Below are 18,668 nucleotides of genomic sequence, written 5' to 3'. Positions count from 1 at the left end.
GTGTCCGGTGAGCGCACACGAGCACCTCCCGGCCGGATCGACAGATCCGGTTGAGGACCCTTGGTCAGTCAGTCGGTGGGTCAGACCCCGCCGGGAGGTGCTCACCTACATCCTCACTGTCAGTCGGCGACGGTCCGCCGCTTCTCTTCGAGGCGGGACAGGGCCGCGGTGCGGGCGGACTCCAGATGGTCGCGCATGGCCCGCGTCGCCTCCGCCTGGTCGTGGGCGACGATCGCGTCGAGGATCTCGTGGTGGCAGGCACTGGAGGCCTGGATGCGCCCCGGGAGGGACAGCGTCGTCTGCATGCTCGCGTGCATCATGTCCTGCAGCACCCCGACCGTCTTCAGCAGGAAGCGGTTGCGCGCGATCTCCACGATCTTGAGGTGGAACGCCGAGTCGAGCAGCTGGAGGGTCGAGAAGTCGGGGCTCTCCGGCGTGGCGGCCTCGTCCAGCCGGTCGAGCGCCTCGCGCAGCGCGGCCGCGTCGTCGTCCGTCGCGTTGGCGGCGGCCCAGCCGACGGCCGCCACCTCCAGCACCTCGCGCATGTCGAACAGCTCCTGCAGCCCGACCTGCTCGCCGGCGATGGCGGCGCGCAGGTCCTGGGCGGCGCGCGGCGTCTCCACGAAGATCCCGCGGCCGTGCCGCACGCTGAGCTGCCCCCGGGCGGCCAGCTCCCGGACCGCCTCCCGGACCACCGGGCGGCTCACCCCCAGCAGGACGGCGAGCTCGCGCTCGGGCGGGAGGCGGTCACCCGGCTTGAGCCGCTCGGCGACGATCAGCTCGTTGATCAGGGTCACCACGCGCTCGGGCAGGTGGCCGCTCGGCTTGACCAGGCGCCAGCCCACGTCGGGTACTCCGCTACCCACCCGAGCCCCCCTTTTTCCGCATTAACGAGTCCACTTTCCGCTCGATATTACCGGCATCCACAGATCATCCGTCCCCGACCGAGCCGCCCGCTCCCGCGGTCCGGACTCGGCTCAGGTTCCTCCCTTGGTGAATTGGTTGGCGAAGAAGTAGTCCGAGCCGCTGGCGGGTATTTTCTTGATCAGACCGATCTTCTTCATGAAGCGCGCGAATGCCATGTAGCCCGTCGGTTTGGTCGAGTAGGCGATGTCCCCGGCGGTGATCTGCTGCTTCAGCTTCGCCGCGGGGACCTTCCCGCCGGACTCCGCCGAAAGGATCTGGGCGGCCTGGTCCGGGTCCTCGTTCAGCAGCTTCGCCGACGACGCGACGACGTCCTGAAGGCCCTTGACGAACTCCGGGTTGTACTTGCGGAAGTCCGACAGCACGTAGACGCCGTTGAAGGTGTGCTCGCCGAACACGTCGTAGCTGCGGACGATCGCCCGCGCGCCGCCCTGCTGCTCCTGCACCTGGTACGGCGGCGAGGTGAGATGGCCCGCGAGCTGCCCGGACAGCAGGGCCTGCAGGCCGTCCGGGTGCCCCATGGAGACGATCTGGGTGTCCAGCGCGTCGGCGTTGCCGAGCTGCTTCTCGGCCGCCTTGCGCAGCACCACCGCCTGGATCGAGTCGGGGCCGGGCATGGCGATCTTGCCCTTGCCGCGCAGGTCCGCCAGCGAGCCGTAGGACTTGGACATCAGCTGCAGGTTCGCGTTGTCCAGCGCGATGACGATCTTCCAGGGCAGCCCGTTGCTGGCGCCGACGATGAACGGGCCGATGCCGCCCGAGCCGACCTGGATGTCCCGGGAGACCATGCCGTCCCGGATGGCCGACCCCGAGTTGAGCATCCGCCAGCTGATCTTCTTCTTCGGGAACCGCTTCTCCAGCAGCCGCTGCTGCTTGGCCACCAGCAGCGGCGCGTAGCCGATCCCCGGCTGGTAGGCGATGGTGATCTCGTCGGTCGGGCCGCTGGCGCCGGCCGCGCACGCGCCCGCCGAGACCGCCAGCGCCCCCGCCGACAGCACCGCGACCAGCGCGCGGCGGGTGGGCCGAGTCATGAGTTCCAGCCCCATCTGAATCCCTTCGAGTGAGGCCGGCCGCGGGCACCGGGCGCCCGCGGCCGGGGGGGAGGGCCGTCAGGCGGTCTTGGTGCCCCACTTGACGACGGTGCGGCGCTCGATCCAGGTGAAGACCAGCTCCAGCGCGATGCCGATGAGGGCGATCGTGACCAGGCCGGCGAACACCTCGGAGGTGCGCATGAACGTCCGCGCGTCGTTGATGAAGAACCCGAGCCCGCCCTTGCCGCCGGCGACGCCGAACACCAGCTCGGCGGCGATGATCGTGCGCCAGCCGAACGCCCAGCCGGTCTTCAGCCCGGCGATGATGTTCGGCAGCGCGGCCGGGATCAGCACGTCCTTGACGATCCGCACGCCGGACAGCCCGATGTTGCGGCCGACCGCCATGATGGTCGGGTTGACGGTGCGGAACCCGTTGCTGACGTTGATCGCGATCGGCCAGATCACCGAGTTGGCGATGACGAAGATCAGCGACGTGCTGTTCATCCCGAACCACAGGATGGCCAGCGGCAGCACCGCGATCGACGGCAGCGGGTTGAGCATCGAGGTCAGCAGCACGAGGACGTCCTCGCCCAGCCGCGTCCAGGACGCCAGCGTCGTCAGCACGGCGGCGACCAGCATGCCGGCCGCCATCCCGCCGAGCAGGATCTGCAGCGTCGTCGCGGTGGATCTCAGCAGGTCGCCGCCCGCGAGCCCCTCGGCCATCGTCTTCGCGACGTCCACCGGGCCCGCGACGAGCAGCTGGTTGACGCCCGAGAACGACACGTAGGCCTGCCAGGCGGCCAGGATCAGCAGGAGGATGATCAGGCGCCGGGGCGCCACGGGCAGATCGCCCCAGGTCTTGCGGCGGGCCGGGGGGCGGCCGTGCTCCACCGGGTCGGCGGCGCCGACCGCCTTGGTCATGGCTTCGCTCATCGAACCGCTCTCCCTACTCGAACGCCATGTCGTCGGGCTCCTCGCCGTCCTCGCTCAGCAGCGACCGCAGCCGGCGCAGCGCGGCGACGAACTCCGGGGCGGTCGGGTCGTCGAGCCCGGAGACGTCGACCACCTCCCGGACCGTGGACGGCGGCGGGGTCAGCACGACCACCCGGTGGCCCACGAACACCGCCTCCTGGATGCTGTGCGTCACGAAGAGGATCGTGACGTCGTTGCGTGCGGCGACGTCCTTGAGCTCGCGCTGGAGCCGCGACCTGGTCTGCGCGTCCAGGGCGCCGAACGGCTCGTCCATCAGCAGCATCAGCGGCTGGAGGGCCATCGCCCGGGCGATCGCCACCCGCTGCTTCATTCCGCCCGACAGTTGGTGCGGGTAACGGTCGGCGGCGTGGACGAGCCCCATCAGCTCCAGGTACTCGTCGGCAAGCCGCTTGGCCTCCTGCTTGCCGCGGCCGTTCACCCGCAGCGGGTAGCTCAGGTTCCCCTCCACCGTGTGCCACGGGAAGAGCTGGTCGAACTCCTGGAAGACGACCGCGCGGTCGGGCCCCGGCGCGAGGCTCGTCCGCCCGGAGATCCGCACGGTCCCGCCGGACGGCTCGATGAACCCGGCGATCGTCTTCAGCAGGGTGGACTTGCCGCACCCGGACGGCCCGAGCAGCATGATGTTCTCGCCCGGATAGATGTCGAAGCTCACGTCCTGGACCGCCGTCTGGAACCGGCCGTCCGTCTCGTAACCGACGCGCGCGCCCTGCACCGTGAGCAACGGCTCTCCGGCGGAGCGCTCCGCGGTCGCGTCCACTTTCATTGCGATACCTCACTCCTTGGGGTGGGGGAGGAAGAGGTCATGCCTCAGCGTTCCCGGCTCGGTTTCCTGCCTCGTTGGTCGGTTGGTCGGTTGGCCGGTTGGTCGGGGTAGGTCGGTGAATTCGTCGAGTACGGTCGCGGCTCAACCGGCCGCGCGGAACAGGGTGACGGCCCCGATGACCAGCAGCACCAGCAGCGTGCCGCGGAGCCCCGCCAGCATCCGGCGCTGGCCCGCCGGATCGGTCCAGTAGTCGCGGACGACGGCCACCGCGGCCGCGCCCACATGCGCCAGGGCCGCGACCAGCAGCAGCCCGTCCCACACCACCCAGAGCGCCGAACTCCAGCGCCGGGCGATGAACGACGCGTCGGTCTGCGCCACGTCGTTCACCAGATGGGTCACGGCGAAGTGCCCGAGCGCCAGCACCGCGAGCAGCACGCCGGTGCCGCGGATCAGCAGGAAGCCCCGGCCTCCGAGCCGGCCGCCCGCGCGGGTGCGGGTCGTCGTCGTTTCCACGGTGTCCTCGTCCTCCTCTCTAGCCCGCCAGCGCCGGCCACATGATCACCACGGCGCCGCCGAGCGTGATCACGGCCGTGAGGCCGGCGACCAGGTCCAGCAGCCGGGCCGCCCCCACCGGCCCGACGTCCCACAGGTCGATCGCCACCAGCCGCAGCCCGTTCAGCGCGTGGAAGCCCAGCGCCGCCAGGAGCCCGCACTCGAACACCCGCATCGGCACCGTGGAGTACAGCTCGTGGACGTCGTCGTACAGCCGCGGCGACCACGCGTACGCGCTCACGTCGAGGATGTGCAGTGCCAGGAACGCGAAGACGGCGAACCCGCTGACCCGATGGGCGTAGAAGGCCCACCGGTTGCCCTCGGCTCGGTCGTAGGACCGGCGCGCCAGGCGGCTTCGTACGAAGGCGCCCACATGGGTTCCGCCGTCGGTGCGGCGCGCGCCCACGGCCACCATTCCGGTGAACGCGATGATGGCGGCGGTGACGACCGTGAACCCCGTCAGGAAGACCAGTTGCGCGATCATCGGCCGGCCTCCCGCGGATGCAGCCGTCCGTACTCCACCGGCCGTGTCGTGAGGCCCGGCGCGTCTCCGCCGGCCTGGCTCGCGACGATGTAGCGGAGCCCGCCGTCGTCCTGCGGGTCGGGGAAGTCAGAGCGAGCGTGCGCCCCCCGCGTCTCCTCCCTGGCCAGCGCGGACTCGACGATGACGCGGGCGACGGTGAGCTGGTTGACCAGGTCGAGCGACTCCTGCCAGGCCGGGTTGAACGCCGCCGGGCCGGGGACCGACAGCCGGTCCGCGCGGTCGGCGAGCTTGGCCAGCCGCTCCCGCGCGTCCTCCAGCCGGTCCCGCCGCCGGACGACGCCGCAGTTCTCCCACATCAGGTCCTTGAGCTCGGCGGTCAGCGGGTAGGGCAGCTCGCCGTCCCCGGCGCGCAGCGGCGCGGTGGCCCTGGAGAACGACGCCTCCACCGTCTCCGGATCGGCGTCGCCGAGCGCGTGCTCGCGGGCCAGTCGGGCCGCCGTGTCTCCGGCCCGTGCGCCGTACACCGTCGACTCGGCGACACCGTTGCCGCCGAGGCGGTTCGCGCCGTGGACGCCGCCCGCGTCCTCCCCCGCGACCAGCAGGCCGGGCACCTCGGTGCGGCAGTCCGTGTCGATGATCACGCCGCCCATGTGGAAGTGGGCGGTGGGCGACACCTCGACGGGCTTGCGGGCGAGGTCGCCGCCGAACAGCCGGGTGCGCTCCACCATGCCGGTGAAGGTGCGCTCGACCCAGTCGGCGCCGAGGTGCGAGATGTCGATGAACACGCCGCCGGCCTCGGTGCCGCGCCCCTCGATGATCTCGGTGTAGCTCGCGCGGGCGACGACGTCCCGGGTGGAGCGCTCCATCCGCTCCGGGTCGTAGCGCTCCATGAACCGCTCGCCCCGGGCGTTGTACAGGTGCGCCCCGGCGCCGCGCAGGCCCTCCTCCAGCACGGCTCCCGTCATCCGGGAACGTCCGGTGAGCAGGCCCGTCGGGTGGAACTGGAGCATCTCCATGTCGCGGACCGGCAGCCCGGCGCGCAGGCACATCGCCACTCCGTCGCCGGTCTTCTCCCGCGCGGGCGCGGCGATCCGGTACATCGTCGCGGCGCCGCCGGTCGCGACGACCACGACCCTGGCCCGGACGAGCAGGAACCGTCCGGTCTGCACTTCCAGGCAGGTCAGCCCGGCGAGCCGCCCCCCGGCGTCGAAGACCAGGTCGAGCGCCCGCACGTCCTCCAGCTCGCGCGCCGCGATGCGCAGCATCTGGTCCCGCAGCCGGCTCATGATCTCGATGCCGGTGAGGTCGCCGCGGTGCACCGTCCGGTCGAACGACTGGCCGGCGAACGCCTTCTGCTTGATCCGCCCGTCCGGGCGCCGGTCGAAGAAGCAGCCGACCCGGGTCTCCAGCTCGCGGATCACCTTCGGGGCGTCGTTGACCAGGGTCCAGGCGAGGTCCTGGTGGTTGAGGTACTTGCCGCCCGCGAGGGTGTCGCGGAAGTGGGCGTCCACCGAGTCCGCGGGGTCGAGGACCGCGTTGAACCCGCCCTGCACCATGCGGGTGCAGCCGGAGCGGCCGACGGCGCCCTTGCTGATGACGGTGATGTCGAGCCCGGGGTCGGCCTCGTGGCAGTGCAGCGCGCACATCAGGCCCGCGCCGCCGCTGCCCACGATCGCGACGTCGGTGACGACCTCCTCGTAGTCCGGCGTGTCAGCCGTCATCGCGACCGCCTCCCTTGCGGAGCCGCCGGATCGACCGGGCGGGGTCGAGTCCCTTCGGGCAGGAGCCCGTGCAGCCGTAGATGTAGTGGCACCGGTCGACGCCGTCGGCCCCGGCGACCAGTTCCCGGCGCTGTGCCGTCGCCGTGTCGCGCGAGTCCTGGATGAGGACGAGGGCGCGGTTGAGCGCCGCCGGGCCCAGGAAGGTGCGCGGCTGTCCGGCGATGCCGCAGCTGGAGAAGCACGCCCCGCACTGGATGCAGTCGAGCGCGGGATCGATGGCCTGCCGTTCCGGCGAGTCCGGCGGGATCACGGCCGGGTCGCCGCCGACGGCGTCCTCGTCCGGGACCACGTACGGGGTGATGCGCGCCCACTGCTCCCAGAAGGGGGTGGTGTCGGTGATGAGGTCCCGCACGACGGGGAAGCCCGCGGCGGGGTCGAGCCGGATGCGGGTGGCGTCCTCCGGCAGGACGGTCTGGCACGCCAGCGCGGAGCGTCCGTTCACCCGGAGCGTGCACGTCCCGCACATGGCGACGCGGCAGGAGAAGCGGAATCCCAGCGAGGGCTCGTGCTCCCGCTGGATGGCCAGCAGGACGTCGAGCACGGTCATCGGGTGGAACGTCTCGACCCGGAACTCGGCGGGCGCGCCGGGGTCGGAGCGGGCCACGCGGACGAGGAGGGTCATGCAGGTCCTTTCTGCTCGCTGTCGGCACCATCCGCGGCGGGCGCTCCGCCGGGGCCGCGGCCCGCGGCCCGGGTCCGCAGGTCGTCGAGGACGGCCGCGTCGACCTCGATCTCGTCGTCGTCGCCCAGTTCGTCGGGCGCGCTGCGGCCCGTGCCGGGCACCCGGCCGCCGGCCGCGGCGATCTGGTCCGCCAGGGCGGCGAGGCGGTCCCGCGCGGCGGCGCCGCCGTCCTCGGGGTCGCCGAGGGACGGGTCGAGCGCGAGGACGAGGTGGGCGATCCGCTGCGGCCTCCCCCGGTCGCCCTCGGCGAACGGGTCGGCCACGTCGCGGGACAGGTGCGGCCCGACGAGGCCGCCGGTCAGCGCCTCGACCATGAAGGCGAGGGCGTAGCCCTTGGCGCCGCCGAGCGGAGCCAGCATCCCGGCCAGCGCCTCCCGGGGGTCGGTGGTCGGCCTGCCGTCCCGGTCGAGGGCCCAGCCTTCGGGCAGCGTCTCCCCCGCCTTCGCCTTGGCCCCGACCTTGCCCCGCGCGACCGTGCTGAGCGCCAGGTCGACCACTGCGGGACGGGGCGAGAGCGGTATCCCGGCCGCGATGGGCGAGGTCGACAGAAGCGCCCGGTCGCCTCCCCACGGGGGAAGGGCCGCGGGGCCGTTGGAGAAGACGAGGCCGAGCCGTCCGGCGCGGGCGATCTCCAGCGCGTACACGCCGAGGGCTCCGCAGTGACCGCTGTCGCCGACCGCGACCGCCGCCACCCCGTACCGTCCGGACCGTTCCACCGCCGTCCCGGCGGCGGTGGCGACCTGCCAGTGCCCGAGCCCGCCGCCGCCTTCGAGGAACACCAGAGGGCCGGTGTCGACGCGGGTCTTCAGCTCGGCGTCCGGGGGATGCCCGCCGGCCGCCATCCGGTCGAGGTAGTGCGGCAGCCGGAACAGGCCGTGGGAGCCGATGCCCCAGGCGTCCGCCAGGGTGATCGCCCGTGCGGTCGCCTCCGCCCGCTCCTCCGCGAGCCCGGCGCCGGACAGCAGGTCATGAGCGAGCCGGCGCGCCGTCCCCAGCTGGATCTTCATCGGCGGCCTCCCTGGACGGGCGTGACGGCGTGGGCGGGGGCGCGGTCGTCGAGCACGGCCTCGATGTCGTCGCAGAGGATCTGCGCGATCCGGGCCTGGGACTGGACGGTGATGCCCGCGACGTGGGGCGTGAGGACGACGTTGGGCATCCCCTCCAGAGGCCCCGCCGCCGGGGGTTCGGCGGCGCGGACGTCCAGGGCGGCGCCGGCCAGGCGACCGCTTTCCAGCGCCTCTGCCAGAGCCCGCTCGTCCACCACCTCGCCGCGTCCGACGCTGACCAGGATGGCGCCGGGCTTGCAGCGGGCGAGGAGGTCCGCATCCAGGAGACCGGTCGTGGCCTCGGTCGCCGGGAGATGGACGCTGAGCACGTCCGACTCGGCGACGGTGCGTTCCAGGGGCAGCAGTTCGATGCCCAGCTCGCGGATGCCGGGATGGTCGTCCGGGATATAGGGGTCATAGGCGACGACCCGCATGCCAAGGCCGCGGGCGAGACGCGCCGTGGCGCGGGCCGTGGCGCCGGCGGACAGCAGGCCCCACGTCCCGCCCGCCAGCTCGCGGCCCGGGACCCGGCGCCACGTGCCCGCCCGGACCTCCCGGTCGAGTTCCAGGACGCGGCGGGACACGGCGAGCGCCAGGCCGAGCGTGTGCTCGGCGACGCTGGCCGCGTTGGCGCCCCGCGCCGCGACCACGGTGACGCCGAGCTCGGCCGCGGCGTCCAGGTCGATGTTGTCCAGCCCGGCCCCGGCCCGCGCCACCACGCGCAGGCCGGGCGCCGAGCGGAGCAGCTCGCGCGTCACCCGGGTGCGGTTGCGCACCACGAGGGCGCCGGCCTCGCCCGCGACGGCCCGCAGCCGGTCGGGCGCGGACCAGACGCCGGGGTCGCGGAGCACGCTGCGGCGGCCGGCGAGCGCCTCGAACGGCGCGCCCCACACGTCCTCGACGACCGCGACGTCCACTCCCATGTCAGGCGCTCTGGTAGAGGCGCGTCAGCACGAACTCGCGGTGCCCGAGGGACTCGGCGCAGGTGAGGCGGCCGTTGACGGTGCGGTCGATGACCTCCATCAGGCCGTCGCCCGCCTCGGGGAGCGTGATCTCCCGCCGCAGCAGGCCCGAGCAGTCGAAGTCCATGTGCTCGCCCATGTTCGCCGCGGTGGACGGGTTGGCCGTCAGCTTGATCACCGGCTCGATGGGGTTGCCGATGACGTTGCCCTGGCCCGTGGGGAACAGGTGGATCGCCGCGCCGCCGGCCGCCATCAGCGTGATGCACTCGGCGGCGGCCGAGGAGGTGTCCATGAAGTACAGGCCGGGACCCGACTCCGGCTCCTCCGCGGGGCCGAGCGCGCCGATCACCGGCTTGGACCCGGTCTTGGCGATGTTGCCCATCGCCTTCTCCTCGATCGTGGACAGCCCGCCCGCGATGTTGCCCTGCGTGGGCTGGGAGCCGAGCAGGTTGGCGCCGGTCCGCTCGATCATCGCCAGGTAGTCGTCGTAGATGCCCTGGAACCTGGCCCGGACCTCGTCGTTCACGCAGCGGTCGGCGATCAGGTGCTCGCCGCCGGTCAGCTCGCTCGTCTCGCCGAACAGCACGGTGCCGCCCGCGTCCACCCACCGGTCGACCGCCTCGGCCGTGGTCGGGCAGGACCCGAGCCCGCTGGTGGTGTCGGACTCGCCGCACTTGATCGACAGCATGATCTCGCCGCGCTCGACGCGTTCGCGGGCCCGCTCGCTGTCCTCCTGGAGGAACCGCTGGGCGATCCGGGACGCCCGCTCGATGGTGCGCAGGTCGCCGACGCCCTCGATGGCGACGCCCTCGACCCGCTTGCCGGTCTTGGCGATGCCCTCGACGACCCGGTTCGTCCAGTTCGGCTCGATGCCGATGACGACGACGCTGCCCACGTTGGGGTTGCGTCCGGTGCCGATGAGCGTGCGGAAGGTCAGTTCGAGGTCCTCGCCGAACTGGAGCCGCCCGTAGGCGTGCGGCAGGGCGAGGGTGCCGGGCACGACCTTCGCGACCGCCTCGGCCGCCGCGTTCGACAGGTCGTCGACGGGGAGGATGACCGTGTGGTTCCGGATGCCGACCGTGCCGTTCTCCCTGCGGTATCCCGTCAGGCCATGCTGTTCTGCCACCGCGCGCTCCTCACGTTGTGAACATGGACGTACTCGCCCTTCCTGATGTCCGCGGACGCGACCGCGGTGCGGGCCCCGTACTCCCGCACGTCCTCGCCCTGCCGGATGTCGACGAGGGCGACCTTGTGCCCGAGCGGGATGTCCTGGAGCACCTCCAGGTCGACGGCGTCCGGCCCGCGCAGGTAGCCGCACTGCGCCGGGCCGGCCGGGACGTCCCGGACCGCGACCGCGACCGAGTCCCCCTCGTAGTGAGCGAGGAAACCGGGTGGCTGATTCACTCTTGCCTCCGAAAGGTAAGACCTCTTACCCCCGGCACAGTAGGCACGTGCCCGGCCATGGTCAACGCCTGGGCGGCATCCGATTTTCAGGTAACCCTCTGAACTGGGAAAACGCAAAAGAGACGGAAGGTCCGCGCCAGCACTCGGTCATCGGCCGCTCGACGGCCGTGCCGCGGGCACCATGCGGTCGTGGACGAGCAACCGGGCACCGGGACGACCGTGATCCGCGACGTACGGATCTTCGACGGGGTGAGCGACCGCGTCCGCACCGGCCACGTGGTCACCGCGGGGACGAAGATCAGGTCGGTGGGCGACGGCGACCCGCCCGCCACCGGCGCCGCGGCGACGGTCATCGACGGGCGCGGGATGACGCTCATCCCCGGGCTCAGCGACGCCCACGCCCACGTCCTCCTGGCCGGCGCCGCGCAGAGCGAGCTGATGCTCGGCGGCACGGGCCTCGCCTACCTCAAGGGCGCGGCGGAGGCGCACGCGATGCTGATGCGCGGGTTCACGACCGTCCGCGACATGGCCGGCGACACCGGCGACCTCAAGCACATGATCGACGCCGGCGCGCTGCCCGGGCCGCGGATCTATCCGAGCCAGGCGGGGCTGTCGCAGACCGGCGGGCACGGCGACTTCGGCATGGTCTACGACGTGCCGACCGCCCTCGGCGGGACGGCGACGCGCGCCGAGACGCTGGGGCTGATGCGGGTCGCCGACGGCACGGCCCAGGTGCTGGCGGGCGTGCGCGAGCAGCTGAAGAAGGGCGCCTCGCAGATCAAGATGATGGCGGGAGGCGGGGTCGCGTCCGCCTACGACCACCTCGACGTCCTGCAGTACACGCCGGACGAGCTGCGCGCCGGGGTGCGGGCGGCGGCCGACTGGGGCACCTACGTGGCGGTGCACGTCTACACCGGCGCCGGAATCCGCCGGGCGGTCGACGCCGGAGTGCAGGTGATCGAGCACGGGCACCTGGCCGGCGAGGACGACATCGCGCTCCTGGCGGATCACGGTGTCTGGCTGTGCATCCAGCCGTTCGCCGAGAGCGACCACTCCTACGCGGACCCGGCGTCCGCCGAGAAGAACCGGCAGGTCTGCGAGGGGGTGGAGCGCGTGTTCGGCTGGACCCTGAAACACGAGGTGCGGATCGCCTTCGGCACCGATCTGATGCTCGACCCCGGCCGCAGCGCCAGGCAGAGCGAGATGCTCGTCCGCCTGGCCGGGCTGGCGGGCGGCCCTCTGGCGGCGTTGCGGATCGCGACGTCCGGCAATGCCGAGTTGTTCCGCAAGTCCGGGCCCCGCGATCCATACCAGGTCCCGACCTCCGCTGACGTGGCCGCCTACGGGGACGGGCCCCACGTGGCCCGTCTGGGCGTCATCGCCGAGGGAGCGTGGGCCGACCTGCTCCTGGTCGACGGAGACCCCACCCGTGACCTGCGTCCGCTGGCCGACCCCGGCACCAATCTGAAGGTCATCATCAAGGACGGCCGTATCTACAAGAACACCTTGGCCTGACGGACGAGCAGCGGTCAGTCTTGCCAGTAGAACAGCAGATTGCGGATCCTCAACGGGTCGCGTATGCCGAAGTAATAGACCGCCAGACCCGTGAATACGGTCGCGCCGAGCTCCTTGCCGATGTGCCGGAAGCCCGACATCTGCAGGAGCGCCTTCACCTCTTCGTGCTCGTCGCGCAGCATGAAGAAGGGACCGAGGGTACTCAGGTAAACCTTCCCCGCATCGGTGGAGATGACATGGTAGGTGCTGCTGCCCTGTCCATAATCCTGGTGCGCTGACAGGGGTTTCTGCGGTTTCAGACCCCAGGCGCGGAGCGCCCTGAACGCGAAGTCGAGCCGTTTCTCGATGAGGTCGTCCCTATCCTCGGAAGGCAGCGATGGTCCGAGGAGAGCGGCCTCCACCAGCCACCGGGGGTCGGTATCGCGCTGACCTGGCGCGTAGTGACGGACGATCGCCTCGCGGACGTCCGACGGCACGCCCGGCAATTCGATCCGCGGTGAGCCGGCCTCTTCCCACAGAGGCCGGATGTCGTGGCCGCGCTTATGCAGCACGGCCAGCGCCCAGACGTGACCGGGCCGGTTCTCCCGGACGGTCACCAGGAGTTCCTCATCAGCGCCGCGCGATTCGATCAGCAGGTCGTACGCCTTCCGGGCGACCAGAGCGGAGTCGTCCCCGAGGCAGAAGGTGATGTCGCCGCCCGCACGCCGATGGCACCGCAGGCCCAGCAGCCGTTCCGCCGGGGAGCGTCCATGCCTCGCGAGCGCTTCCGTTGAGTCGCGACCGAACGCGGAGAGCACGGCGGCATGACCTCGTGCTCTGATCAATGCCTCTATGGCCTGCTCTGCTTCGGTGCGCTCGGTCCACCAGGGGTCCGTGGCCCGCTCGGCGAGTGCCTCGACGGCACTCGCGTCACCGTCCATCGCGCGAGCCAGCGATATCGCCGGGCTGAGAGAGTCGCTCGCCCGCTCCTCGGCGTCGATCTCGCACGTTCGCAGCCAGGAGAGCAGGTCATCGGCTTCCCGCGTGCCGGGCATGCTCAGCACGGACATCAGAACGGGGTTGCGCACCTCGAAGTCGACGGTCGCGTCACGCCCGCATTCCGCGAGCGCGGCGGCATGTTCGGGCGGCACCCGCCCGAGGAGCGCCCGCGCGCAGAGGGCTCTGCGATACCGGAACTCGTGCGGATCGAGGATGAGGCCGACGAGCGGGTCCGCCGGGACCGGGGCCAGCCGCCGCAAGATGGCCTCCAGCGGTTTGTATCGCACGTTCGAAGCGGCGAGGAACCTGAGCCGCTCCCGATCAGACATCATGGCGCGCCGTCGCGCCGGATCCGCGGATTCCACGGACGATCACCTCCCACACCTCGGGCGGCACCGCCAGCACCTCGACCTGGGGAGGGCCGAGCAACTCCCACAGGGGGCGGATGTCGTGTCCCCGCTGGTGGAGGAGCGCCAGCGCCCACAGATACCCCGGCCGGCCTTCTTCCGCCATCGCCGTCAGCGCACCGTCGTCCCCGCGACCACCCGCCAGCAGCTCGTAGGCCGCCTCGCTGACGACGGCGGAGTCGTCGCCGAGGCAGAAGGTGATGTCGCCGTCCGCGCGCCAGAGGAGACGGAGGCCCAGCAGGCGGTGCGCCGGGTACGCCCCCGAGCGCGCCAGTTCCTCAGGCGAGCCCGCACCGAGCATCGCGAGCACGGCGGGCAGGCCGCGCAGCTCGATCAGCAGCTCGATCGCATGCTCGCCTTCCTCGCGCATGTAGTCCCACGGCGCCGAAGCCAGGACGGTGAGCACGCCCAGTGCCTGGGCATCGCCCGCCTTGGCATCGTCCAGGAGATCCCACGACCCCAGATCCTCTGCGACGTAGAAGTCGTTCCGTTCCAGCGCCATCGCACGGAGTGCGTTGCGGAAAGGGCGACCCGTGTTCAGCGCGGCGACCAGGGACGTTCCGATCGGGGCGTGGCTGTGGCCGCGGCTGGAGCAGGCCAGGTCGATCAGTGCGGCGGCCCGCTCGGCGGGCACCCGCCCGACCAGCGCCTCGGCGCACGTCGCCCGGTGGCCGGGCGCCTCCTCGTCGTCGAGGACGAAATCGGCGATCGCGACGGCCGGGATCTCCGCCAGCCCACGCTGGACGGCCTCCGGCTCAGGAACGTCCCACGGATGGAAGAGCGCCCTCAGACGCTCGCGATCGTCTTCCATGGCCACGAATTGTCGTTTCGCACCGCTGCCGAACGCAACACCTTGTGACCCACATACACCACAGGGTGCACGGAATTCGCCACCCCCGGATGTACGCACGGCCCAGGCCCGCGTTCATAGCGTTCCGTGTTCGGCGACGACGGAGGACACCTGGTCGGGCAGACCGCCGAGGCGCGCCGGGCCGCCGGTCTCGACGGCGCCCGCGAGCTCGTGGCGGCCCTCCGGGGACGTCCCCGATCATCGCTCAACGCCCACCTGCTCGGGGCCGGGGAGCCGGCGTGAGCGGGAAGAGGCATGGCGTCCTTATGATCAACCCCATGCTTCTGCCGTTCGACCGCTACTGCGATGAGATCGTCGCCCAGACCGAGTTGCTCAGGGCGCACGCGAAGGGCACCGACATGACCGCGCCGGTGCCTTCCTGTCCCGGGTGGAACGTCGGCCAGGTGCTCCGGCACGTCGGCGGCGACCACCGGTGGGCCGAGACGGTCGTCCGGACGCGGGCCACCGACCCCGTCTCCGACGCGGCGGCCAACGACCTCGCCGGATACGCCGACGAGGACTGGGCGGTCGTGGATCCGTGGCTCGCCGAGGGAGCCGCCCGGCTGGCCGCGTGCCTGCGCGAGGCCGGGCCGGACGTGGAGGTGTGGAACCCGTCCGACATCGACCGCCGGACCGCCGACTTCTGGGCCCGCCGCATGACGTTCGAGACCGCCGTGCACCGGGCCGACGCCGCGCTGGCGACCGGGGCCGAGTACACGCTCGACGAGAACGTCGCGCTCGACGGCGTGGACGAGTGGATGGAGTTCGCCACCGTGCCGGAGGCGTACGAGACCGGACCGGACGCGCCCGGTCTGCTCGGCCCCGGCCGCACCCTGCAATTCCACGCGGGCGAGGCGCGGTGGCTGGTCGACCTCACCGGGGCCGAGCCGACGTCCCAGCGCGGCGGTTCCGCCGACGAGCCCGCGGTGACCGTGCGAGGGTCGGCAACGGACGTCCTCATGCTCCTCTACCGGCGGCCCGCACCCGGCGTCGAGGTGGACGGCGACGCGGGCCTGCTCGACCTGTGGCTGACCCGCACCGGGTTCTGGCTGGCCTGAGCCGCTGTCAGCGGGCGGCCTCGCGCGCCCGGTCCGCCCGCGTCCACGGCCAGGTGATCAGCGCCCAGCCGAGCAGGATGATGGCGGCCTCGACCAGGATGTACCACGGCCAGGGGCCCATCAGGTCGAGCACCGACCCGGTGTCCGGCTTCTCGTTGAGGTAGCCGTAGTTGGTCCCGGCGATCAGGTTGAACACGAACGTGGCGACCGCCCAGATCGCCGTGAGGGCGGACGCGAACCGGTAGCTTTCCCAGTCCGGGCGCATCCCGAGGCCCCACGTCAGGTACACCGCGGCCCACACGATCATCAGGTGCATCCCGAAGAAGCCCAGGTAGGCGATGTCCGGGTAGTCGTTGTTGTTCAGCGCGGGGGTGAGCAGACCCTGCACCGACAGGGTCAGGCCCCAGTAGTACGTCAGCGCGAAGGAACGCCTGCCGAGCGTCCAGAGCGCGACGACCGCGGCGGGCCACGCCAGGTCGCACAGTTGCAGCGGCAGGGATCCGCCGAGCCTGAACTGCCCGGGCAGCAGCGAGTGCAGCTGGGTGCCGATCATCACGTAGACGATCGCGAGGGCGTACGCCCTGCCGAAGCCTCTGGCCTGCTCCCCGGGTTCGGGACCCGCCGTCCGCTGCGCACGGCCGAGCAGCACCAGCCCGGCGCATCCGATCGCGAAGAACCCGAGTGCCGCCCAGTGCGACGGCCCGTACGCGGCGAATCGTTCGACGGCGGTCACCACACGTGATGCTAACCACACCCGCTCCGGCTTCGGGAAGTGCGGGGTGCCTTGCGGGCATCACTCGGCGGCGGGCGGGGTGATCAGGCGCCAGGCCTTCGGGCGCAAGGTCCACGTGCGCTTCGTGAAGGGGCCGGACACCTCGCCGTCGCTGTTGATCCGGAAGTCCTCGCCGCTGAGGGTGACGCTGCACGCCGTGCTGTGCAGGACGTCGTCCCTGAAGCGGTGGGTTCCCTGCCGCAGGTGCATGGCGTAGGCGACCCGCGCGAACGGTCCGGTGGCGGCCGAGACGACCAGTTCCAGCTTGCCGTCCCCCGGGTGGCCGTCCGCCGCGAGCTGGGCCGTACCGCCGGCGATGCCGGACGCGTTGCTCAGCGCCACCATCAGGAACTTGCCCTCGGCGACGGGCTCGCCGTCCGCCTCGACCTTCATCCGCCATCCGGAGTGCCGCAGGCCCGCCAGGGTCGCGCCCACCGGGAACGCGGCGGCCTTCAGCCGCGGCTTGAACCGCGTGGCGCTCGCGGCGGCGGCCGCCCCGATGCCCGCGTGGACGGCGTTGAGCGTCGTGTGGCCGTCCTCGTCCACGATCAGGTCCAGCTCGCGCCGGCCGCCGTCCAGCAGGAGGCGGGCGGCGTCCTCGGGGTCGAGCGGGATGCCGAGGTTGCGGGCGAGATCGTTCCCGGTGCCCATCGGCACGAGGCCCACCGTCCGGTCGAGCTCGCCGCGCCGGTACAGGACGCCGACCAGGCGGTTGATGGACCCGTCGCCGCCGGCGGCCACGGCGACCGCGTGGCGGTCGCCGTCCAGGGCCCGGTCGAGGTCGCCGGACGACGCGGACGGGCAGACGGTCACGTCCCGCCCGGCGTCGCGGAGGAGGCCGGCGACCTTCTCCACGGTCTCGGCGTCATGGGTGCCGGCGTTGGCGTTGGTGAAGAGAAGCATGGTCCCTCGGGTCGGCGGACGGGAACCTCCGGGAGGCGCTGCGGGCCGGAGGGCGCGGGGGTGCCCGCGCGACCGATGCCTTCCCCTTCATGTCCGGATAATTCCGGCGCCACCCTTCATGGGGCCGGGGAGTAGCTCTCCAGATCGCCCTCGCGCGCCTGGACCGGGACGTTCAGGGTCCCGCTGCCGGCCCGCTCGAACCGGAAGGTGATCGGGACGAACTGCCCGGACTGCACGGCCTGCTTGAGCCCGTGCAGGACGATCGTGGGCTTGGGTCCGATCTGCACGTCCTCGCCGGCGGGAAGGCCGATCGTCCCCCCGACGATCTCGGCGGAGGAGGCCTGGGACGACGAGACCGCCGTCAGCCGGTCGGTGCCCGCGGGGGGCTCGGGGCCCCCGGACGCGTCGGCGGTCTCGGCGTCGCTGGGCGAGTTGACCAGCGTCATGTAGACGGGCACCGACTCGCCCCGCGGGATGGTCTCGCCCTCCTGCCCGCCGAGGACGAAGAGGTCGCGGATGTCGACCGCCCCGATCTGCCCTGAGATGCCGGCGGCGGGCGACACATCGGTCTCGGTCGGGTCGTCACTGCATCCCGCGAGGAGCGCACCGGCCAGCAGCGCCGCCACCGCCGGGACGGCGAAGGCGCGGGCGAGCTGCGCGACGTCCATCGTTCCCCCGACCTGAGATACCTCCGAACTGGCGAAGGATTCCTCGGCGCCGTGTCGATCAAACCCATGCGCGCGTAAAGGCGAATCCACGGGCGGCGCCGCCGGCGTCAGGCTTCGCGGTGGGTGACGCGGATTTTCGACTGGCCGTGCGGGAGTTCTTCCCAGTCGTCCATGAAACGGGCGCTGAATCCGTGGCGCTCGGCCAGCGCGATGAGCGTTTCGGTGCGGTAGTAGAAATCTTCGCGCAGGACGTGGTGCTCGGTTCCCTCGGTGCGGTCGAAGGTGAAGTCGAAGAAGCCGTCGGGAGCGAGAACGCGCCCGACGTGGGCGAGGCATTCGTCGATGACCTCGATGGGCGAATGGCTGAAGACGCTGTGCGCGTGCACGATCGTGAAGTAGCCGGACGGCAGGAACTTCAGTTTCAGGTCGTCGACGAGCATCAGGTGCGGGATCTTCTCGCCCAGGTCGTGGCGGACGAGCGTGTTCTGCGCGGCGAGCAGGATGTCGGGCGAGATGTCGATGCCGTAGTAGTTCCCGGCGTCGAGGTGGTCGATGAAGCGCCAGCCGGCCCGCAGGTTCCCGCAGCCGATCTCCAGGATCCGGTCGTCCGGCTTGAGGCCGTGTTTGAGCAGGTAGTCGAACTGCATCTGGCCGAGCGCGAGCCAGCGCTCGTGGGAGCGGCTCCCGACGGCGGCCTCCGGGTTCCGCGCCGTGTCGGACTTCATGACGGCCCGGTAGTAGGCGATGTGGTTCCGGCTGGAAACGCGGAATTTCACATCGCGGGCGAGCCGCGACAGATACGACCTGATCTTGTCCGGGTTCCGTACGGCATATCGGATCTTGTAGGCCAGGCTCGCGCGGTTCCTGCGGGTGGTCGGCAGCGGTCCGGTCATCA

General features: G+C 71.7%; 21 protein-coding genes. 3 read left to right on the top strand and 18 right to left on the bottom strand.

What is annotated here, in order from left to right; translation table 11 throughout:
• Positions 1-119: 119 nt before the first annotated feature.
• The 12 genes from ABGB11_RS19025 to ABGB11_RS18970 all read right to left on the bottom strand — a co-directional run bounded on the left by ABGB11_RS19025 (position 120) and on the right by ABGB11_RS18970 (position 10,622).
• The gene (locus ABGB11_RS19025) at positions 120-866 is read right to left on the bottom strand and encodes a FadR/GntR family transcriptional regulator (protein WP_347634521.1); all 747 of its coding nucleotides are present in this window, start codon (positions 864-866) and stop codon (positions 120-122) included.
• 111 nt (positions 867-977) lie between these two features.
• Positions 978-1,970 (bottom strand): ABC transporter substrate-binding protein, encoded by a 993-nt coding sequence (locus ABGB11_RS19020; RefSeq protein WP_347634519.1) that lies wholly within the window; start codon positions 1,968-1,970, stop codon positions 978-980.
• A gap of 63 nt (positions 1,971-2,033) precedes the next feature.
• Positions 2,034-2,888: an ABC transporter permease gene (locus ABGB11_RS19015; protein ID WP_347634517.1), complete on the bottom strand. Its 855-nt coding sequence runs from the start codon at positions 2,886-2,888 to the stop codon at positions 2,034-2,036.
• A gap of 13 nt (positions 2,889-2,901) precedes the next feature.
• A complete protein-coding gene (locus ABGB11_RS19010) occupies positions 2,902-3,711 on the bottom strand; it encodes an ABC transporter ATP-binding protein (protein ID WP_347634515.1) in 810 nt (269 codons plus the stop codon).
• A 141-nt stretch (positions 3,712-3,852) separates the two neighbouring features.
• Complete coding sequence (locus ABGB11_RS19005; protein ID WP_347634513.1) at positions 3,853-4,224, bottom strand: hypothetical protein; 372 nt, start codon at positions 4,222-4,224, stop codon at positions 3,853-3,855.
• 19 nt (positions 4,225-4,243) lie between these two features.
• Complete coding sequence (sdhC, locus tag ABGB11_RS19000; RefSeq protein WP_347634511.1) at positions 4,244-4,747, bottom strand: succinate dehydrogenase, cytochrome b556 subunit; 504 nt, start codon at positions 4,745-4,747, stop codon at positions 4,244-4,246.
• Complete coding sequence (locus ABGB11_RS18995; protein ID WP_347634509.1) at positions 4,744-6,468, bottom strand: FAD-dependent oxidoreductase; 1,725 nt, start codon at positions 6,466-6,468, stop codon at positions 4,744-4,746. Before ABGB11_RS18995 ends, sdhC begins: the two co-directional genes overlap by 4 nt.
• A complete protein-coding gene (locus tag ABGB11_RS18990; RefSeq protein ID WP_347634507.1) occupies positions 6,458-7,150 on the bottom strand; it encodes a 2Fe-2S iron-sulfur cluster-binding protein in 693 nt (230 codons plus the stop codon). The genes ABGB11_RS18995 and ABGB11_RS18990 overlap by 11 nt, the downstream gene beginning before the upstream one ends.
• Positions 7,147-8,217 carry an Ldh family oxidoreductase gene (locus tag ABGB11_RS18985; protein ID WP_347634505.1) on the bottom strand — a complete coding sequence of 357 codons (1,071 nt, stop codon included), beginning with the start codon at positions 8,215-8,217 and terminating at the stop codon, positions 7,147-7,149. The genes ABGB11_RS18990 and ABGB11_RS18985 overlap by 4 nt, the downstream gene beginning before the upstream one ends.
• The gene (locus ABGB11_RS18980) at positions 8,214-9,179 is read right to left on the bottom strand and encodes an NAD(P)-dependent oxidoreductase (protein ID WP_347634503.1); all 966 of its coding nucleotides are present in this window, start codon (positions 9,177-9,179) and stop codon (positions 8,214-8,216) included. Before ABGB11_RS18980 ends, ABGB11_RS18985 begins: the two co-directional genes overlap by 4 nt.
• Before the next feature lies 1 nt (position 9,180).
• Complete coding sequence (locus tag ABGB11_RS18975) at positions 9,181-10,344, bottom strand: UxaA family hydrolase (protein ID WP_347634501.1); 1,164 nt, start codon at positions 10,342-10,344, stop codon at positions 9,181-9,183.
• Positions 10,323-10,622 (bottom strand): UxaA family hydrolase, encoded by a 300-nt coding sequence (locus ABGB11_RS18970; RefSeq protein WP_347634499.1) that lies wholly within the window; start codon positions 10,620-10,622, stop codon positions 10,323-10,325. Before ABGB11_RS18970 ends, ABGB11_RS18975 begins: the two co-directional genes overlap by 22 nt.
• Before the next feature lie 189 nt (positions 10,623-10,811).
• Between ABGB11_RS18970 and ABGB11_RS18965 the strand changes: the two genes are divergently transcribed.
• Positions 10,812-12,137, top strand: a complete 1,326-nt coding sequence (locus ABGB11_RS18965; RefSeq protein ID WP_347634497.1) for an amidohydrolase family protein — start codon at positions 10,812-10,814, stop codon at positions 12,135-12,137.
• A gap of 14 nt (positions 12,138-12,151) precedes the next feature.
• On the opposite strand, the gene ABGB11_RS18960 is transcribed toward ABGB11_RS18965, so the two are convergent.
• The gene (locus ABGB11_RS18960) at positions 12,152-13,480 is read right to left on the bottom strand and encodes a hypothetical protein (RefSeq protein ID WP_347634495.1); all 1,329 of its coding nucleotides are present in this window, start codon (positions 13,478-13,480) and stop codon (positions 12,152-12,154) included.
• On the bottom strand, positions 13,437-14,333 hold the full coding sequence (locus ABGB11_RS18955) for a hypothetical protein (RefSeq protein ID WP_347634493.1): 897 nt from the start codon (positions 14,331-14,333) through the stop codon (positions 13,437-13,439). Before ABGB11_RS18955 ends, ABGB11_RS18960 begins: the two co-directional genes overlap by 44 nt.
• 126 nt (positions 14,334-14,459) lie before the next feature.
• Between ABGB11_RS18955 and ABGB11_RS18950 the strand changes: the two genes are divergently transcribed.
• Positions 14,460-14,615: a hypothetical protein gene (locus ABGB11_RS18950; RefSeq protein WP_347634491.1), complete on the top strand. Its 156-nt coding sequence runs from the start codon at positions 14,460-14,462 to the stop codon at positions 14,613-14,615.
• Positions 14,616-14,650: 35 nt separating this feature from the next.
• A complete protein-coding gene (locus ABGB11_RS18945; RefSeq protein WP_347634489.1) occupies positions 14,651-15,430 on the top strand; it encodes a maleylpyruvate isomerase family mycothiol-dependent enzyme in 780 nt (259 codons plus the stop codon).
• Positions 15,431-15,437: 7 nt separating this feature from the next.
• On the opposite strand, the gene ABGB11_RS18940 is transcribed toward ABGB11_RS18945, so the two are convergent.
• The 4 genes from ABGB11_RS18940 to ABGB11_RS18925 form a co-directional block, all read right to left on the bottom strand.
• Complete coding sequence (locus ABGB11_RS18940; RefSeq protein ID WP_347634487.1) at positions 15,438-16,163, bottom strand: TIGR02206 family membrane protein; 726 nt, start codon at positions 16,161-16,163, stop codon at positions 15,438-15,440.
• Positions 16,164-16,223: 60 nt separating this feature from the next.
• Positions 16,224-17,105: a diacylglycerol kinase family protein gene (locus ABGB11_RS18935; RefSeq protein WP_347634485.1), complete on the bottom strand. Its 882-nt coding sequence runs from the start codon at positions 17,103-17,105 to the stop codon at positions 16,224-16,226.
• 116 nt (positions 17,106-17,221) lie between these two features.
• A complete protein-coding gene (locus ABGB11_RS18930) occupies positions 17,222-17,773 on the bottom strand; it encodes a hypothetical protein (RefSeq protein ID WP_347634483.1) in 552 nt (183 codons plus the stop codon).
• A 107-nt stretch (positions 17,774-17,880) separates the two neighbouring features.
• Positions 17,881-18,666, bottom strand: a complete 786-nt coding sequence (locus tag ABGB11_RS18925) for a class I SAM-dependent methyltransferase (RefSeq protein ID WP_347634481.1) — start codon at positions 18,664-18,666, stop codon at positions 17,881-17,883.
• Positions 18,667-18,668 lie beyond the last annotated feature (2 nt).

The sequence above is a fragment of the Actinomadura sp. B10D3 genome (assembly GCF_039871695.1).
Classification (GTDB): Bacteria; Actinomycetota; Actinomycetes; order Streptosporangiales; family Streptosporangiaceae; genus Spirillospora; species Spirillospora madurae.
This window is presented reverse-complemented; position numbering and strand designations above follow the sequence as displayed.

Coding starts and splice junctions, on each gene's coding strand:
- sdhC (WP_347634511.1), bottom strand. CDS start 4,747: ATGATCGCGCAACTGGTCTTCCTGACGGGGTTCACGGTCGTCACCGCC.
- ABGB11_RS18930 (WP_347634483.1), bottom strand. CDS start 17,773: ATGGACGTCGCGCAGCTCGCCCGCGCCTTCGCCGTCCCGGCGGTGGCG.
- ABGB11_RS18955 (WP_347634493.1), bottom strand. CDS start 14,333: ATGGAAGACGATCGCGAGCGTCTGAGGGCGCTCTTCCATCCGTGGGAC.
- ABGB11_RS19020 (WP_347634519.1), bottom strand. CDS start 1,970: ATGGGGCTGGAACTCATGACTCGGCCCACCCGCCGCGCGCTGGTCGCG.
- ABGB11_RS18995 (WP_347634509.1), bottom strand. CDS start 6,468: ATGACGGCTGACACGCCGGACTACGAGGAGGTCGTCACCGACGTCGCG.
- ABGB11_RS18925 (WP_347634481.1), bottom strand. CDS start 18,666: ATGACCGGACCGCTGCCGACCACCCGCAGGAACCGCGCGAGCCTGGCC.
- ABGB11_RS18935 (WP_347634485.1), bottom strand. CDS start 17,105: ATGCTTCTCTTCACCAACGCCAACGCCGGCACCCATGACGCCGAGACC.
- ABGB11_RS19015 (WP_347634517.1), bottom strand. CDS start 2,888: ATGAGCGAAGCCATGACCAAGGCGGTCGGCGCCGCCGACCCGGTGGAG.
- ABGB11_RS18945 (WP_347634489.1), top strand. CDS start 14,651: ATGCTTCTGCCGTTCGACCGCTACTGCGATGAGATCGTCGCCCAGACC.
- ABGB11_RS18985 (WP_347634505.1), bottom strand. CDS start 8,217: ATGAAGATCCAGCTGGGGACGGCGCGCCGGCTCGCTCATGACCTGCTG.
- ABGB11_RS19010 (WP_347634515.1), bottom strand. CDS start 3,711: ATGAAAGTGGACGCGACCGCGGAGCGCTCCGCCGGAGAGCCGTTGCTC.
- ABGB11_RS18990 (WP_347634507.1), bottom strand. CDS start 7,150: ATGACCCTCCTCGTCCGCGTGGCCCGCTCCGACCCCGGCGCGCCCGCC.
- ABGB11_RS18980 (WP_347634503.1), bottom strand. CDS start 9,179: ATGGGAGTGGACGTCGCGGTCGTCGAGGACGTGTGGGGCGCGCCGTTC.